Source organism: Mesorhizobium sp. AD1-1 (assembly GCF_020164655.1).
In the GTDB taxonomy this organism is placed as follows: Bacteria; Pseudomonadota; Alphaproteobacteria; order Rhizobiales; family Rhizobiaceae; genus Mesorhizobium; species Mesorhizobium ciceri.
Map to the genome: position 1 here is coordinate 1 of NZ_JAIUGP010000019.1, position 14824 is coordinate 14824.

The following is a 14824-nucleotide window of genomic DNA, read 5'->3' on the forward strand; positions in this document are numbered from 1 at the left end:
CGACAGCGTCGCCGTGAACACGTAGTTGGCGACCGCGCCCTCGGCGACCGTCGAGGCGCTCAGGTTGACCGTCGCGTTATCAGTAATTCCATTGATCGTGACCGTTACTACCTGCGCTGTCCCGTCCGCAGTCCGAACCGTGAATGTGTCGATCAAATGATCGCCCGCGTTGAGTTCCTGGACCGCACTATTCGTGTTGTCGAGCGTATAGGTCCAGGTGCCCGCCGCGTTCATCGCAAAGGTGCCGTAGCCGTGGTCAGTTGCCCCGCCGGCACCAACCGCCTGGAACGTGTTCGCCAGATTGTCGACGTCGGTATCCGTCAGCGTGCCGCTGACACTCGGGGTGCCATTGATAGCGCCGCCGGCCTCGACGACCGTGCCGGCAATGGTGCCGGAGATTACAGCCGCGTCATTGGTGCCGTTGATCGTGACCGTTACTACTTGGGCCGTGCCGTCCTGTGTGTGGACGGTAAACGTCTCGGTGAGATGCTGGCCGACGTTGAGACCCTGCACTGCCGCATTGTTGTTGTTGAGGGTGAAGGTCCAGACACCACCCGCGGTCATCTGGTAGGTCCCATACCCATGATCGCCCGCGGTTCCGGGCGCGACCGCCTGGAACGTATTGGGCGTGTTGTCGACGTCGGTATCTGTCAGCGTGCCGCTCACCGTCGGCGTCCCGGTGATGGCATTGGCGACACCGCCAGCCTCGACGACCGCGCCCGTAGAGACGCCGGAAATCACCGCGGCGTCGTTGGTGCCGGCGAAATGTACCGTCGCGGTTGCCCAGCTGAGCGTTCCATTGCCGAGCCGGACCGAGTAGATGAAGCTGTCAGTCAGGTACTGTCCCGCATTCAAGCCCTGTAACTGTGCCTTGAACGCCGCTGACAAGGTAGTCGCGTCGTATCCCACGAGTCCGTCGGACGTAATCCAGATCTTCGCGCCGTTATAACTTGTCTCGGAGGTGGGGGATTCAGTGCGTGCTAAGTCTTGGGTCAACAAATCAGCGGCGGTGTATCCATTCATTGCGCCTGTGTTGTTGATGCCATTGTCGACTGACCAGAGGGTCTTGGCATTCCCGCCGAGATCGTTGGCCATCACGTTCAGGAAGACGGATTGGAAACTATCATAGGTAAACAGGTCATCCTTCGCCTGCGGCGTGTTGGAGAAAGACGTCGTGGTGCCGCCGGCACCGGTGACCTGAGTAGCCATTTTTCAACCCCCCTTTTAAGAACAGACGCCTCATCTGTTTTTCTGTTTTATCGACAGTACTGAACGACCGGCTGCTTCCAGCCGAAGAAAAACCGCGCGAATCCAGGCAGGCATGAATTTTCGCCCTCATCCAGGCACACCGCCGCGCCTGGAACAGCCGCCTCAAGCTGGCCATTCACGGACGGATATTGACCCGATGCTGCTGGACGCGACGACTGGTCGTCACGCTACGTTCCCTACCCAACCTACATCGTCAAACTCGTGGCTTTCGACCACGAACTTTAGATGCTTCTTATATTAGGAGATTATTAACTCTTATAGAGAGGAAGCGTCAACGCCCAACTTGGCCGAACAGTTAATAGTCGAACATAAGGGGAGCCACAGTCACTAGAATCGAGTTGTGAGATCGAACAGGCGCACGCCCGATATGAGCCAGGCGGCAGACGTGCGGCTCAGCGTGACCAGAGCCCGCCAGCGCACCACCATACCAACACCGCACCTTGATCGCTGAGTACTTTTCGTGCAGCACGCCAACCCGACAGCCAGCCAGTTCGCTTGAACGGTCGGGGATTCAACTGAGATCACTTAACGCGCCGGACAGCCGGGAAGCTTCATGCCTTGCTCACGGAGATCTTGAAGCCGGGCAACTCGAACATCTGTCCCACACGCTCCGTAGCACTTCGTGAAACCTCGTCGTTCGGTACGTGCGACCACACCTCCTCGTTCAAGGCCGATTGATCGCCCGAGCGCTGTCGCGATCGGTCTCGTCAGGGATATATTCGCCGGCATTGGCATCGAAGCCGGTCCAGCCGCCAGCCTCGTAAGCCCTGCGGCGTTCGGCAAGATCGACCGATCTGGATTGCCCCAGAATTTCCTCGAAATTTGCAATGAGTTCATCGTCCACCCTGGCCGTGACCAACGTGCCGCCGCGGCGTACGCCCTCCGCATACACGTGGGCATCGTTCTCGGGCACGCCGGACTCCGTCAGAGCGCCGACAATGCCTCCGACCGCACCGCCTGCCACCGCCCCGGCAACGACACCTGTCGCGGTGGCGGCGAGCCAACCCGCCGCGACCACAGGTCCGACGCCCGGGATGGCCATGACCCCCAGCCCTGTCAGCAATCCGCCGGCACCGCCGATCACGGCTCCAATCCCCGCGCCAGCCCCGGCATCCTCGGCAGCCTCCGAACGGTCGCCCTCGTACCAGTCATCCGAGTTGTTGGCGACGATGCTGATGTTCGCATGCGGGACGCCCGTGGCTTCCAGTTCGCGGACCGCGTCGGCCGCGTCGTCATAGTTGTCGAACAGTCCAGTTACCGTTTTCATTGATTTCTCCTGATCCGTGCTCACTTGCTGGCGGCAACGACGTTGCCCTGATAGTCCAGGCCGACGGCGAGGCTTTCGCCTGCCTTGGTGGCATGGCCCCGCCAGATGCCCTGGTCGTCCTTGGTAAGCTTCGACACGTTGGTATAGCCTGCACCCTCGATGCGGCTCTTGGCCTGGGCTTCGGTGAAGCTGTTTGCGCCGGGAACGAGAGCGGCGGCATTGGGGGTATTGTCGGTCTTCACCGCCGGTGTTGTCGCTCCCGTGATGGCGTCCTGCCCGGCTGCGATCTTTTCGATCATCTGCTGGTGCGTCTTCAGCGTATCGACCGTTTGCTGGGCGAATGTCTTGAGCCCGGCGTTGTCGCCGCCGCTGGCATAGGTTTCGAACAGCTTGACGGCGTCGGCATGCGCCTTGCGCTGCATGTCGACATAGGCTGGATCGATCGGAGCCTGCGCATTCTTGAGCTTGTCGAGATCGCCCTGGTGCTGGGCATCAAGCGCCGGCGGCACTTTCAATTTTTGTTCGCCGGCCACCGTTGCCAGCTTGGCATTGGCCGCGCCGTGATCGCGGATCATCATCTGGGCGAAGTCCTTGATGCTCTGGTCCTGAACCTTGCCCAAGGCAATCTGGCTCGAGTCGACTTCGAACTTGCCGCCGATGGCAGCCTTGTCGACGAAGGCCTGGGCGCTGTCGGCAGCAAAAGCAGGCACGGCGAGAAAAATGGAAGCAGCGGCGAGCGATGCGAAAAATTGTCGTGTTTTCATCGGCTTTGTCCTTGCCTGGGATGCGTCGCCCTAACAGGCCAAGATGCGCTTTGTTCCGATACCCAGACGACATGCCTGCAGGCCCGGCAGCACCACGATCCACGCATGAGGCTGCCGGACTATCTCGCGTGAGATCTGCCACATCGACGGAAAATGTGGAGAAGTGACAGGCGACAGGAACGCCGGCACCATGAACCAGCGTGGCTGCAAAAAAGCCGTGGTCGAGACAAGCAGTTTCCAGGCGCCGCTATTCTACATGCAGCATGGGTTCGAGGAATTCGGCAAAGTCGAATTCGGAATTCCAGGGCACGCACGCATCTTCCTTCGCAAGGACCTGTTGTAAGTCTTGGGACGGGCGCGCACGGACGGCCAACGGCTAGTTGTTTCAAACGCCAGGTGCTCTGGAACAAATCGACGGTTGCGGAGTTAAAGCGCGTCGCGACGCGCAGTCTTGCAGCGGCGTGTCGAATAGAGTGCATCCCGCTGGAGAGGCATGTGCGTACTGGACATTTCAGAAAGCCGATTGTCATTCAACCTGGCCGGATAGACCGCGACAGGGTTGTGGTTTCGGTGTCGGACGCAGCCGAAGTGCTGCTGCGGGACTGGCCAAAGCCGACATCCGAGAGGCGTCTTGCCGCGATCAGAGCGTGCCTTGCCGTCATGCGAGGCGAAAAGCCGACAAGGGCGGCACGACAGGCGTTCATCGTTGCGGCCAAGGACGCCAGGATTCTGCTGAGCGAGCAAGTCTGACCGTGGTGGGTCGCCTCAGCGCATGCAAGCTTGGTTCCGCCGGCGCCTGCAAGTGCGATACTGCCGAGATCGGTTCGAAGGGGAGAGATTATGGCTAAGGTTACAGGTCTCACGGCTGCCGCGGCCAGAGGCGAAGTTCAGGCAGGAGCAACGCACGACAAGACGCCGGGGTTCGATCCCGCCATTGCCCCGCTTGAGACAGACGCAGAGGCCGCGGACACACAAAATCCGGTCGCTGAGACAAGTCCGCCGCGCACTCGTCCAAAATTCGAAAACGATGCCAGCTTTGCCAATGCCATGCGTCCGGTCGAAGGCGAGCCGGAACTGCGGCCTGGCGGCAACTGGCCGGTGTTGGTGATTGCAGCTGTCGTTTTGACAGCAGCCGTGGTCTTCCTGGCGGCAAGCATGCTGCGCTGAGACTAATCCCGACGATGCAGCACCCACGACCTATTCCTGGAGGTCCGGCGCGTCCTTCATGCCTGAGAGTTCAGTCATTGGGCACAGCAGCCGCGGTCGCGCGGGATCGGAGATGTCGAGCTTGTCCCAAGGAATGCGGTATAGACCGTCGCGGCGGCGTAATCGGAAAAGATCCAGCACCGCCACGCCTATGGCCGAGGCCGAAAGACGCTCGAAAGCAGCGTAGACCCCGACGTGGAATTCGGTGACGACGAAATCGTCACCATCCCGTTCGGCGCGGATCTCCTCGATATAACCGACATTCTTGCCGCGCTGCGAGAGTACGCGCCGCCCCGCCAGATGCTCGAGATTGACCGTAATCATCATCAAGCTCCCGGAATGCGCCCGATGATATGGTCGCGCAACCAGTCCTGCCAGGCGAAGATCGACGTTTCTCGCACATCGATGTCGAACTCGATATCGATGCCGATATCTTTCACCTTGCGCCAAGCGATCCGATGAGGTTCGCCATGCTGCGTGCCGCCCAGCTTGACCGCGAGCCGCGCCATCCAGCGCCCGGGCCGTGCGCCGAGGCGACGCGCCAGGGTGATGGAGCCGAGCTCGATGGCAATGATCCGAGGCGGCTTGCCAGGCCGCAACTGCGCCACCAAACCGTCGACCTTACCGACCTTGACCTGCTCGCGGTCGACCACCTGCTTGTCCAGGAGATCACGCAGCAACTTCATCATGTGCCTCCGAATATCTGCAGCGGGATGGTCACCACCGCCAGTACGAAGCCAAGCGCGATGATGAAGATGACGGCGGCATTTGACAAAATGCCGTTGCGATGCTCGCCGACATAACGTTTGTCGTTCAGCAGAAACAGGAACGGAACGACGGTCAGCGGAAGGCTGGCAGCCGTCAGCGCCATGGAAAAGATGGTGAGCCTCAGCGGGTCAAGACCAAGCGCGATGGGAATAGCCGCCAACAGTAATGATATCGTGTAGATGGCGCTGAAACCCGGATCGTCGCGCGGCTTGCGATCCTCGCCCCAATTCCAGCCGAACCCTTGGGCCACAAGATAGGCCTGTTGCAACCCGACCTCGAGCGCAGCGCCGAAGCAGGCGATGGCGAGAGAAGCAACAAACAGCACGAAGCCCCAGAAGCCGAATATGGGGATCAGCATCAACGGCAGTTGGTGATAGTCGTCCACCTGGGTGACGCCATGCGTGGCGAGCACGAGAGCGGCCACGATCAACACGCCGATCGAGATGGTGCCCCCGAAGGTCATGCCCAACCCCGCTATGGCCCGATTGGCGCCGAGATAGCTTTTGTCCCACCGGTCCTCGATGGCCCCCGAGGAATAGAACATGAACAGGTAGGGCGATATCGAGGCGCCCAGAATGCTGACCGCCATGAACCAGTAATTGGCGGCATCGTGGACCGGCAGCGAAGGCACGGCGCCCCTTGCGACTGCCGTCCAATCAGGTCTCAGCATCACCGCTCCGACGACGAAACACAGCGTCACCAGACCGAGAAACGACACGCCCTTCTCGATGACGCCGAACGTGCCTTTCCAGAGCAGCAGCCACGCCAGCAAAGCCACCGGCAGTGCCCACCACTGGAAGCCTATGCCCGTGGCAAGTTCGAGCGCAATGGCAACGCCGCCGATCTCGGCGGACAGCACCAGGAAATTGACCAGCAAGGCGGCAAGCAACGGCCATAGAAAGACGTTGAAACCGAACCTTTCGCGGATGCCGTCGGAGATCGTGTGATGGCTCACGGCCGCGAACCGGCCGGACATTTCGACAAGGAAGATGATGCAGACGGTGCCAAGCACCACCGCCCAGATCAACTGGAAGCCAAACATCGCGCCTGCCTGCGCCGCCGTCGCCATGGACCCAACTTCGAGGAAGCCGCCGACGCTGGTGACGACGCCGAGGGATATTTCCATGAGCTTTTTCATGGCTTCGGCGCGAAATACTTGGCGTAGGCGGCAGCGAGCGCACGCGACGCCAGCCGTAAATCCTGTTGCGCGTCTTGGACTTCCAGCCGGTCATCTGCCTGCAGTCCGGCCTCGGCACGCGTCACCGCGACCGACAAATCATTGACTGCTTTTGTCAGAGAAGCTTGCTCGGTGGGTTCACTGGTTTCGGCGGACCGGATTTGCGCCCCCGTATCTACGAGCGTCTTGGCGATCGATTGCAGCGTGTCCACCGTGTATGCGGTCGGCGCCGCGCCGCCCATCCAAGCGTCGAGCAACATCGATGCGGTCTGTGCCGCGGAAGCCGCTGTTCGTGATTGCTGCTCGATCTCGTCGGAAGACGAGCATCCCGCCGACACGCACAACAGCAACAGCAAGCACAAACAATCCAGCCGGAAATGACGGCCGCTGAGGATCAAATTCGGCGTTTGGTGCGCCACAAGAATAGTCTCCCCTAGTGCCGAACGAGCGGTGGTCGGCTTGAATTGACCTAGAGCGTTCAGCGGGCGCGTCAACGAAAGCCCATCCGGCGGGGCGGCTGCAGGGCATGTGGACGCGACAGATCTCAGCCGGCCACCGCAACTCAAGCGGAACAAAGGATCGCGTGCGGAATTAGGAGCACAAGGAGGCGGCGGAGCCGACTTCAATTCCGTCCTGATCATCACGTCGACGTGAATGGACTGCTGGCACGGAGAATCCCGCAATGCCTCGTCTCATATCCTGGATAGTGATCGTGGCAGTCGTGATCGTCGCGGCTTGGCTGTGGTTCGGCGGCCATAGAGCAAGCAACGATGGCGGCAGCCAACCCGCGCCTCACGCGATAGACCAGAACGGGTAGGTCAATCCTGATCGGCCGGGCTGCGAGGGGCCACGATCCTGTATTCGTGGATCAGGCCGAAAACCTGATTTCTCACCGTCTCGCGCGCTTCGGGCTGGATGAAAGGCATTAGCCGGTCGACGCTTTCAACGAGTTCCGGCGGCAGGTCCGCCACCGCATCCGTGAGTTCGCTGGCATGTTCATACATGTTGTCCGTCAGCTTTTTGTCGAGGTCGGAAAGGATGCTCATCATCACGCTCCATGTCTGTCCTCTCCCGTTCTGTTAATGACCAGTCCGGCAGAGATGTTCCGCGCGAGACGGCGCTCAGACCGCTGAGTACTTGTGGTCAAGGGAGCATCGTTTCAGACCGCCCCATCACCGCAACGTCGTGTGGCCCGGGTCGCGTCGCCTGGCTTTCGGCGGGATCAGCCTCCCGGCATTGGCCCGTAAGCCCCTGACGAATTCCTCCACGTACGGAAGCAACTCGAAAAGTACGATCACGGCCATCACGCAGACGATATAGATCAGTGGCAACTGCTGCGATTTCCAGACGATATCGAAGCGCGCGGTTTCCGGCCCCGCCCCGAACAACGCAAGAAACTGCGTCCAATGGAGGGAGACGACGCTGACCAGGCCCATCAGCGGGATCATTTCCAGAAAGCTGTGCACATGCTGTTCGATCGGCGTTACCCTGCGCGCCGTGGTTGCATAGCGTACATCCCACATCGCCGTCGCCTCGTGGATGAAGAAGGTGACGATCATGACAGCGATGACCAAGGCATTCACCTCGAGGAACATGGCTGCCAGCAACGGCACGCCTACTTCGGCGAACATCAGAAGATGGATCAAGGATTCCTTGGCGCCCGTGGTCGACTCGATATATGAGGCGCGGTGGCAAAGCCAGTCTGCAAAGCCAGCGACAAGCCAGACGGGAAGCAGAAAGTACATAAGGATCAGCACGGTGGGACCTGACAGCATAAACGCGTCTGGCCTGGTTCGAGGTCTACTCAGAGACGAGCTGTCGATCACTGCCCAGGCATTTCGGTGTTTTCCTTGGGATTCTTCTGGACGCCCGCGGCTGGTGAGGTATCCGCCGGGGCGTTGCCACCCTGGTTCTGTTCAGGCGCGCGTTTCAGCGGCGAGGTCTGCCAGCCCATATCAATGTAGAAAAAGCCGACGACGAAACCGACAATGATGACTGCGGCTATCACCAGCGAGATTATCGCGTTGCGTCGCTCCATAGGCCTAGCCGCCACTTGGCTTGGGAGATGCAGGCTGGGCTGGCTGCGTACCTTGCTGATCGCCGCCGGTGCTGGTCTGCGGTGTCGGGTTGGTGTCCGTCGTGGGATTCTTGTCGACCGGTTGGCTGTTCGTGGTATCCGTCTTGGACTTGGCTGGATCGGCATTGTCATTACACGCCGCCAAGGCGAGCAATGCGGCCGACATCAAAAGCACTGCCCTCATGCTGATTTCTCCTGGCTGAGTTCGGGCGAAGCCGCCTGCCAATGACCTATCCGGTCGAACCGCACCGACAGCCCTTGTTTGACGGCGCTTCTGGCCAGCAGATGGTCCAGTTCGGCGTCCTCGATCGGGCTTCGTACGACCTGGCGGATGGCCTTACAGGCGAGTTCGGTCGAGACGAAATCATATCTCCTGCTCCTGGCGACAACATATTGTTCGACCAGCATCTTTACGCGCCTGAGCGCGATTTCTTCCGCGAATTGCATTTTGTTCCTCCTGCACGCCGAACTGCTGAACGGGTACGTTGTTCCAAAGATTTAAAACATGGCGCCCTGCCCATAGAAAGCCCGCGCTGCCGCGAGGGCGCGCGGGCTGATCAGGCTGAGGGGACCCGACCGTGCAGCATCAAACAAGGGGAGCGATGACGCTGCACGGCTACCGAACTCGCACAAACTTGAGTTGTTCCACCGCCATCATGAGTTGTTCACAGTCGAATGTGCCCAGAACAAAATCGCTTTTCATGGCCGGCATAAAGCCGCCCATTCAATCCTATCCGTACGGAACAATCAGCCTCGATGGTGGTTCGGCCGAAGCGAAATTCGGAGGACGTTATGACGAATGAAAAGTTGGCCGTGGTGAGGGCAAGGTCGGCACCGATGAGAAGGACAATCCCACCGATGTAGTCATAGCCGGTTACGAGGCGAGATGGCCGGCGAGGAACAAGTCATCAGCAGTTGGAGAACAAGCTGCAGGTCGCCGCGGCGCATGTGATGCCGGCAGGCACGCTGGCTGAACAGCACCGCAAGATGGCCGAGCCGGGTTCCGCATCCAAAGACTGAACAATCGGGCATCACGGCAGCAACTCCTATGTGTTGACCTGTATATCGACGGATTGCTGCAGACGCTCAGACGGTGCCTTTTACACGATTTGCCTTCCAACCTTCTTCCAACAAGGAGCAACCTCATGAAAGCGCTCACATGGCACGGCAAAGGCGACATCCGATGCGACCAGGTGGCTGATCCCGCTATAGAGGATGATCGCGACGTCATCATCAAGGTCATCTGCTGCGCCATATGCGGCTCGGACCTGCATCTGATGAACGGATATATGCCGACCATGGAATCGGGCGACGTGCTTGGACACGAGACCATGGGCGAGGTCGTGGAAGTCGGCCGCGGCCATTCGAAATTCAGGAAGGGTGACCGCATCGTGGTGCCGTTCAACATCTCATGCGGCGAATGCTGGTTTTGCCAGAAGGGGCTGTTCTCGCTTTGCGACAGGTCCAATCCCAATGCCAAACAGGCCGCCGAAGTGATGGGACAATCCCCGGCGGGCCTGTTCGGCTATTCGCATCTGGTCGGCGGCTATTGGGGAGGGCAAGCCGAATATCTGCGAGTCCCTTTCGCCGATGTCGGTCCGATAAAGGTGCCCGAAGGAATGGACGACGAACAGGTGCTGTTCCTCTCAGACATCTTCCCGACTGGCTACATGGCGGCTGAAAATGCCGGCATCGAGCCAGGCGATACCGTCGCTATCTGGGGCTGCGGTCCGGTCGGCCAGTTCGCCATCCAAAGCGCATGGATGCTCGGCGCCGGCCGCGTTATTGCCATAGACAAGGTGCCGGAGCGGCTGGCGATGGCTCGCGAGCACGGCAAGGCCGAGACGCTCGACTTCAGCAACTCCGATATTTACGACGCCTTGATGGCGATGACCGATGGCCGCGGTCCTGATCGCTGCATCGACTGTGTCGGTACCGAGTCGGATCCCGGCGCCAGTGCCGACGCCATGCTCGACAAGGTCAAGGCCGCCGTCTACCTCGGCACCGACAGGCCGCATGTACTGCGCGAAGCAATCTACTCCTGCCGCAAAGGCGGCACCATCTCGGTGCCCGGCGTCTATATCGGTCTCGTCGATCATATTCCGTTCGGCGCCGCCATGAACAAGGGCCTGACCTTCCGGATGGGTCAGACCCATACTCAGCGTTACCTCGAACCGCTCCTGGACATAGTCCAGAAGGGCGACATCGATCCCTCCTTCGTGATCACGCACCGGGCGGATCTCGGAGCCGGGCCGGATCTCTACAAGACGTTCCGTGACAAGCAGGATGGCTGCATCAAGGTGGTGATGCGGCCGCATGGTTGAGGTGTCGGGCTCTCGCACCAGGTCTGCCCTGAGTAAGTCGGCGGCCGTGGATCGCAATGGACCCGTTGGCACCTGGAACCTTCGATCGCGGCGACGGTTTGACCTGCAGACTTCACAGCGGCGGGACTACCGTGCCCCACCCGATGCAAAGAAAGGTGCTGCCATGAGCAATGAGAGTTCCACATCGAAACCCAGCGTCCGGTCTCCGAACGCCGATGGTCTGCCGCACCCGAGACGGGACGCCAGTGACACGGATGCCGGTGGCAAGCCGGAGACGCCGAAAACCGCAGGCACATCCCGGCCGTCGACCGCGCCGCTTGACAATCCGGTTGCCAATCGCAACGCCGGGCGGCCGCGTCAGGCGAGCACCACGCCTCGGCCGACGGACAAGCCCCTGGACTGATCGAAACCGCCTGTTGAAATCACGACGAGTGCGTGTCGGGACGAAGCAATGCCAGGTCGGCCAGGGTGTTGAGAAGGGCAGCGTCGCCTGCCGGCTTTGGCACGAATTTGCAGCTTCGGAAGGGTTGGGGAACATCACGCGGCCCAAATCCGGTCATGAAGGCGAAGGGGACGCCGCGAGCCAGCAATGTTTCGGCTACGGGCAGACTCGTTTCACCGTTCAATTGAATGTCGAGCAGCGCCACGTCGACTTTGCCTGCATCGATAAGTTGACGAGCCGCGGCGACCGACGAGACCGGGCCGATCACGGGATAACCCGCCGCACGCAGGCGAGACGCGACGTCTTCGGCGATCAGCCATTCGTCCTCGACCACCAGAACGCGCGGCCTGTCGTCGCTCACGGCGCCTCCTTGTGGTTTGCTGGAAACGCGATCTGGACGCTGAGGCCGTCCTTGTGGAACGCGGTCTCGACATGGCCGCCGAGCCTGTAACCAATTTCTCCCTGCAGCAGTGTCAGGCCAAAACCATTGTCCAAGGGCGCCTTGACAACAGGGCCGTCCTTTTCGCGCCAGCCAAATGTGAAACTGTCCTCCTCGATCGACCATTGCACACTGACCTTGCCGTCGGTTTTTGACAAAGCGCCGTACTTGGCCGCGTTGGTGGCCAGTTCATGAATGGCCATGCTGAGGGAAAGCCCCTGTTGCGGACCTAGTTTGACATCCTCGCCATCGAGTTCGATCCGCTCGATGCCGAATGGTTCGAGCTCCTGCTGGAGCAGTTCCCTGACCGAGGCTTCCTTCCATCTCTCCCGGGTCAGCAGGCCGTAGGCCCGCGACATGGCATGCAGGCGACCGATCAGCGCATCCGCGAACTCCTCCTTCGTATCAGAACTTTCCCGCGTGCGGCTTGCAATGCTGGCGATCACCGCAAGCATATTCTTGACCCGGTGGTTGAGTTCAGAGATGAGCACCTGCTGATGCTCTTCCGCCTGTGCCAGAGTGGTGACATCGACAAGTGTCACCACCACGCCCTGGATCCTGTTGCCCTTGTCGCGATAGGGATTGATGCGGACCATGTGGAACAGGCCCCTGGCATCGCGTGCCAGATGGTGATTCAGGATCTCGCCTGTCTCGAAAACCTTGTCGATGTGCTGCTTCAGCTCGGGGTAGTCGAGCTGGCTAGACAGATCCGTCAGCGGCCGGCCGACATCGGAGGGACGCAGGCTGAAGAAGGATGACGCCGCCGGCGTGAAGGTACGGACCACAAGGCTGCGGTCGAGGAAAATGGTCGCGATGTCGGTGCTTTCGAACAGGTTGCGCAGATCGCCGTTGGCGTGGTCGAGCTCCTCTATCTTGGCCGTCAACTCGGCGTTGATCGTGTTGAGCTCCTCGTTGAGCGACTGCATCTCCTCCTTCGAGGCTTCGAGTTCCTCGTTGGTGGACTGCGCCTCCTCATTGACGGAGACGAGTTCCTCGTTCGACGATTTGACCTCTTCCAGCGCGGTCTCGTATTCCTCGATCGTCGATTGCAGGCGCTCCCTGGTGTCGCGCAGCTCCCGCTCGAGATCGGCGGTGCTGTCACTGTCACGGCCGCCGCCGTCTTCCTCTGAGCGGGCCTGGGTCGGCCCCGACGGTTCGAACAGGACGAGATAAAGCGGCTCGCCATTGCCACGTTCGGTGAGCGGTTCGATCGTGAGCTTGATCGGCTGGACCCGTTCGTCGTCTTCCTCTACGATGAGGTTTTCCCGCACCACTGTGCGGCGCGTCGTCGTCGCTTCCCGCAACGCGGCGCGGAGGTCCAGTCGCAGCCCACGCCTAGCCATCGTCAGCAACTGCCGGCTGGGAATCCCTTGCGGCGCTTCGAGATATCTGCCGGTCCTGGCCGAATAATAGACGACATCGCCCTCGGCGTTGACCAGGACATGCGGCGGAGCGAAGCGCTCCAGCACCTGCGCCTCGACAGCCTGGCGCAGCGGATAACCGGCGGCTCCCTTCCTTAAGCCGGCGCTTTCAGAGGGAAAGACGCCGGAACGGCTCTCACCGATCAAGGCGGGCAGCCTGATATGCGGCGAGGCATGCTCGCGCGCCTGGAAGAGACGATGTTTCTTGTCGACAGTGGCAAACAGATTGTCGTGCTGCCCAACGCTTTCGGAGGTGCCGAGGAACAGGTAACCGCCGGGCTTCAATGCATAGTGAAAGACAGGGATGACACGGCTCTGGATGCTCGGGCCGAAATAGATCAGCAGATTGCGGCAGGAGACCAGATCCATGCGCGAGAAAGGCGGATCGCGAATGACGCTGTGCGGCGAGAAGATGCACAGTTCCCGTATCTCGTTGCTAATGACATAGCTCTCTCCGTCGCCGTTGAAGAACCGCTGTCGGCGTTCGGGTGAAAGCCCTTGCAGCAAGGCTTCGGGATAGCGTGCCGCCCGGGCCACCGCCAGCGCAGGCTCGTCGATGTCGGTGGCAAATATCTGGACGCGCGGAACGACCGTAAGCTTCTCCATGTGTTCGCGCAGCAGGATGCCGATAGAGAACACCTCCTCGCCCGTGGCGCATCCGGGAACCCAGACCCTGACGGTGTCACTGGCGGTCTTGCCTTCGAACAACTGCGGTATGATCTTTCGCTCGAGCAACTCGAAGGCATCGGGGTCGCGAAAGAAGTTGGTGACATTGATCAGCAGATCGCGAAAAAGGTTCATCACCTCGCGAGCATCTTTCTTCAGCCAGTCTATATAGGCGCTGATGGAATGGACCTGGGCGATCTGCATGCGTCGCTTCACGCGGCGCAGAAATGTCTTGGTCTTGTAGCCCGAGAAGTCGTGGCCGGAGTGGCTGCGCAGAATGGCGTATATCTGTTCTCGCACCTTATCGATGTCGGCCGTATGGTCGCCATCTTCTTCCGCCAGCCCTTCCAGCGTGTCGAAGCCGCGGGCGAAAGCCTCCAGCTTCGCCCCGATCTCCTCGGCGGGCACAGCGACGTCGACGAGCCCGCTGGCAATAGCGCTCTGTGGCATATCGGGATTGCGCGGCCCGTAGCCGTCGTGCGCTTGCGCGACAGTGAGGCCACCCCGCTCCTTGATCGCCTTGGCGCCCAGCGTTCCATCGGAATCACCGCCCGACAGAATGACGCCCACGGCATATTCGCCCTGGTCTTCAGCGAGCGCACTAAAGAAGATGTCGACGGGTTTGCGCTCTTGGGTAAGCCCGTTGGGCCGCCGCAGGCGCAGCACACCGTTGGCGATCGCCAGAGTGACGTTTTGTGGCATCACGTAGACGTGGTCAGGTACAACAGCTATGCCATCCTCGGCCACAACGACAGGCATCTCGGTGTAGCGGCTGACAACTTCATGCAACAGACTTTCTCGCTTCGGGCTGAGATGCGTGATGATGATGAACGCCATGCCGGGCTGGCTGGTAACGCCTTTGAACAAGCCTTCCATCGCGGGAATGCCACCCGCGGACGCGCCGATGCCAACGATGGGAAATCTAGTCGATCGGGCAGTCACGGCATGTCCCCCTTTCGCCGACCCGACATGAAGTCTCCTCAAGGCCGGATCGAACAGGACAC

18 protein-coding genes are annotated in these 14824 nt (G+C 60.4%); 4 read left to right on the forward strand and 14 right to left on the reverse strand.

The window, feature by feature from the left end:
- The 3 genes from LB519_RS27355 to LB519_RS27365 all read right to left on the reverse strand — a co-directional run.
- A partial coding sequence (locus tag LB519_RS27355) for a VCBS domain-containing protein (protein ID WP_210239290.1) occupies window positions 1-1209 on the reverse strand: 1209 nt, incomplete at its 3' end.
- Between the two features lie 724 nt (window positions 1210-1933).
- Entirely contained in the window at window positions 1934-2536 is a 603-nt protein-coding gene (locus tag LB519_RS27360) for a general stress protein (RefSeq protein ID WP_224621622.1), read from the reverse strand.
- Between the two features lie 20 nt (window positions 2537-2556).
- Window positions 2557-3300 carry a DUF4142 domain-containing protein gene (locus tag LB519_RS27365; RefSeq protein WP_063170169.1) on the reverse strand — a complete coding sequence of 248 codons (744 nt, stop codon included), beginning with the start codon at window positions 3298-3300 and terminating at the stop codon, window positions 2557-2559.
- A gap of 163 nt (window positions 3301-3463) precedes the next feature.
- On the opposite strand from LB519_RS27365, the gene LB519_RS27370 reads away from it, so the two are divergent.
- From LB519_RS27370 to LB519_RS27380, 3 genes are all read left to right on the forward strand, one after another.
- The gene (locus LB519_RS27370; RefSeq protein WP_024502377.1) at window positions 3464-3643 is read left to right on the forward strand and encodes a hypothetical protein; all 180 of its coding nucleotides are present in this window, start codon (window positions 3464-3466) and stop codon (window positions 3641-3643) included.
- A 152-nt stretch (window positions 3644-3795) separates the two neighbouring features.
- Entirely contained in the window at window positions 3796-4050 is a 255-nt protein-coding gene (locus LB519_RS27375; protein WP_013533177.1) for a DUF982 domain-containing protein, read from the forward strand.
- 90 nt (window positions 4051-4140) lie between these two features.
- The gene (locus LB519_RS27380) at window positions 4141-4467 is read left to right on the forward strand and encodes a hypothetical protein (protein ID WP_063170168.1); all 327 of its coding nucleotides are present in this window, start codon (window positions 4141-4143) and stop codon (window positions 4465-4467) included.
- Between the two features lie 30 nt (window positions 4468-4497).
- On the opposite strand, the gene LB519_RS27385 is transcribed toward LB519_RS27380, so the two are convergent.
- The 9 genes from LB519_RS27385 to LB519_RS27425 all read right to left on the reverse strand — a co-directional run bounded on the left by LB519_RS27385 (window position 4498) and on the right by LB519_RS27425 (window position 8975).
- Window positions 4498-4830 (reverse strand): hypothetical protein, encoded by a 333-nt coding sequence (locus tag LB519_RS27385; protein WP_013533179.1) that lies wholly within the window; start codon window positions 4828-4830, stop codon window positions 4498-4500.
- A 2-nt stretch (window positions 4831-4832) separates the two neighbouring features.
- Window positions 4833-5192: a hypothetical protein gene (locus LB519_RS27390; RefSeq protein ID WP_013533180.1), complete on the reverse strand. Its 360-nt coding sequence runs from the start codon at window positions 5190-5192 to the stop codon at window positions 4833-4835.
- Window positions 5192-6412, reverse strand: a complete 1221-nt coding sequence (locus LB519_RS27395) for an NRAMP family divalent metal transporter (RefSeq protein WP_063170167.1) — start codon at window positions 6410-6412, stop codon at window positions 5192-5194. The genes LB519_RS27390 and LB519_RS27395 overlap by 1 nt, the downstream gene beginning before the upstream one ends.
- A complete protein-coding gene (locus tag LB519_RS27400) occupies window positions 6409-6870 on the reverse strand; it encodes a hypothetical protein (RefSeq protein ID WP_063170166.1) in 462 nt (153 codons plus the stop codon). The genes LB519_RS27395 and LB519_RS27400 overlap by 4 nt, the downstream gene beginning before the upstream one ends.
- 399 nt (window positions 6871-7269) lie before the next feature.
- Window positions 7270-7497 (reverse strand): hypothetical protein, encoded by a 228-nt coding sequence (locus LB519_RS27405; RefSeq protein ID WP_063170474.1) that lies wholly within the window; start codon window positions 7495-7497, stop codon window positions 7270-7272.
- A gap of 126 nt (window positions 7498-7623) precedes the next feature.
- On the reverse strand, window positions 7624-8226 hold the full coding sequence (locus LB519_RS27410) for a diguanylate cyclase (protein WP_224621624.1): 603 nt from the start codon (window positions 8224-8226) through the stop codon (window positions 7624-7626).
- Between the two features lie 47 nt (window positions 8227-8273).
- Window positions 8274-8489 (reverse strand): hypothetical protein, encoded by a 216-nt coding sequence (locus tag LB519_RS27415; RefSeq protein ID WP_063170164.1) that lies wholly within the window; start codon window positions 8487-8489, stop codon window positions 8274-8276.
- A gap of 4 nt (window positions 8490-8493) precedes the next feature.
- The gene (locus LB519_RS27420) at window positions 8494-8712 is read right to left on the reverse strand and encodes a hypothetical protein (protein WP_063170163.1); all 219 of its coding nucleotides are present in this window, start codon (window positions 8710-8712) and stop codon (window positions 8494-8496) included.
- Window positions 8709-8975 carry a hypothetical protein gene (locus LB519_RS27425; protein WP_063170162.1) on the reverse strand — a complete coding sequence of 89 codons (267 nt, stop codon included), beginning with the start codon at window positions 8973-8975 and terminating at the stop codon, window positions 8709-8711. The genes LB519_RS27420 and LB519_RS27425 overlap by 4 nt, the downstream gene beginning before the upstream one ends.
- A 698-nt stretch (window positions 8976-9673) precedes the next feature.
- Between LB519_RS27425 and LB519_RS27430 the strand changes: the two genes are divergently transcribed.
- Window positions 9674-10852, forward strand: a complete 1179-nt coding sequence (locus LB519_RS27430; protein WP_063170161.1) for a zinc-dependent alcohol dehydrogenase — start codon at window positions 9674-9676, stop codon at window positions 10850-10852.
- A gap of 422 nt (window positions 10853-11274) precedes the next feature.
- On the opposite strand, the gene LB519_RS27435 is transcribed toward LB519_RS27430, so the two are convergent.
- Complete coding sequence (locus tag LB519_RS27435) at window positions 11275-11655, reverse strand: response regulator (protein ID WP_063170160.1); 381 nt, start codon at window positions 11653-11655, stop codon at window positions 11275-11277.
- Window positions 11652-14762, reverse strand: a complete 3111-nt coding sequence (locus LB519_RS27440) for a CheR family methyltransferase (RefSeq protein ID WP_224621626.1) — start codon at window positions 14760-14762, stop codon at window positions 11652-11654. Before LB519_RS27440 ends, LB519_RS27435 begins: the two co-directional genes overlap by 4 nt.
- Window positions 14763-14824: the final 62 nt, after the last annotated feature.

Coding starts and splice junctions, on each gene's coding strand:
- LB519_RS27360 (WP_224621622.1), bottom strand. CDS start 2,536: ATGAAAACGGTAACTGGACTGTTCGACAACTATGACGACGCGGCCGAC.
- LB519_RS27365 (WP_063170169.1), bottom strand. CDS start 3,300: ATGAAAACACGACAATTTTTCGCATCGCTCGCCGCTGCTTCCATTTTT.
- LB519_RS27380 (WP_063170168.1), top strand. CDS start 4,141: ATGGCTAAGGTTACAGGTCTCACGGCTGCCGCGGCCAGAGGCGAAGTT.
- LB519_RS27385 (WP_013533179.1), bottom strand. CDS start 4,830: ATGATTACGGTCAATCTCGAGCATCTGGCGGGGCGGCGCGTACTCTCG.
- LB519_RS27390 (WP_013533180.1), bottom strand. CDS start 5,192: ATGAAGTTGCTGCGTGATCTCCTGGACAAGCAGGTGGTCGACCGCGAG.
- LB519_RS27395 (WP_063170167.1), bottom strand. CDS start 6,412: ATGAAAAAGCTCATGGAAATATCCCTCGGCGTCGTCACCAGCGTCGGC.
- LB519_RS27405 (WP_063170474.1), bottom strand. CDS start 7,497: ATGAGCATCCTTTCCGACCTCGACAAAAAGCTGACGGACAACATGTAT.
- LB519_RS27410 (WP_224621624.1), bottom strand. CDS start 8,226: ATGCTGTCAGGTCCCACCGTGCTGATCCTTATGTACTTTCTGCTTCCC.
- LB519_RS27415 (WP_063170164.1), bottom strand. CDS start 8,489: ATGGAGCGACGCAACGCGATAATCTCGCTGGTGATAGCCGCAGTCATC.
- LB519_RS27420 (WP_063170163.1), bottom strand. CDS start 8,712: ATGAGGGCAGTGCTTTTGATGTCGGCCGCATTGCTCGCCTTGGCGGCG.
- LB519_RS27425 (WP_063170162.1), bottom strand. CDS start 8,975: ATGCAATTCGCGGAAGAAATCGCGCTCAGGCGCGTAAAGATGCTGGTC.
- LB519_RS27430 (WP_063170161.1), top strand. CDS start 9,674: ATGAAAGCGCTCACATGGCACGGCAAAGGCGACATCCGATGCGACCAG.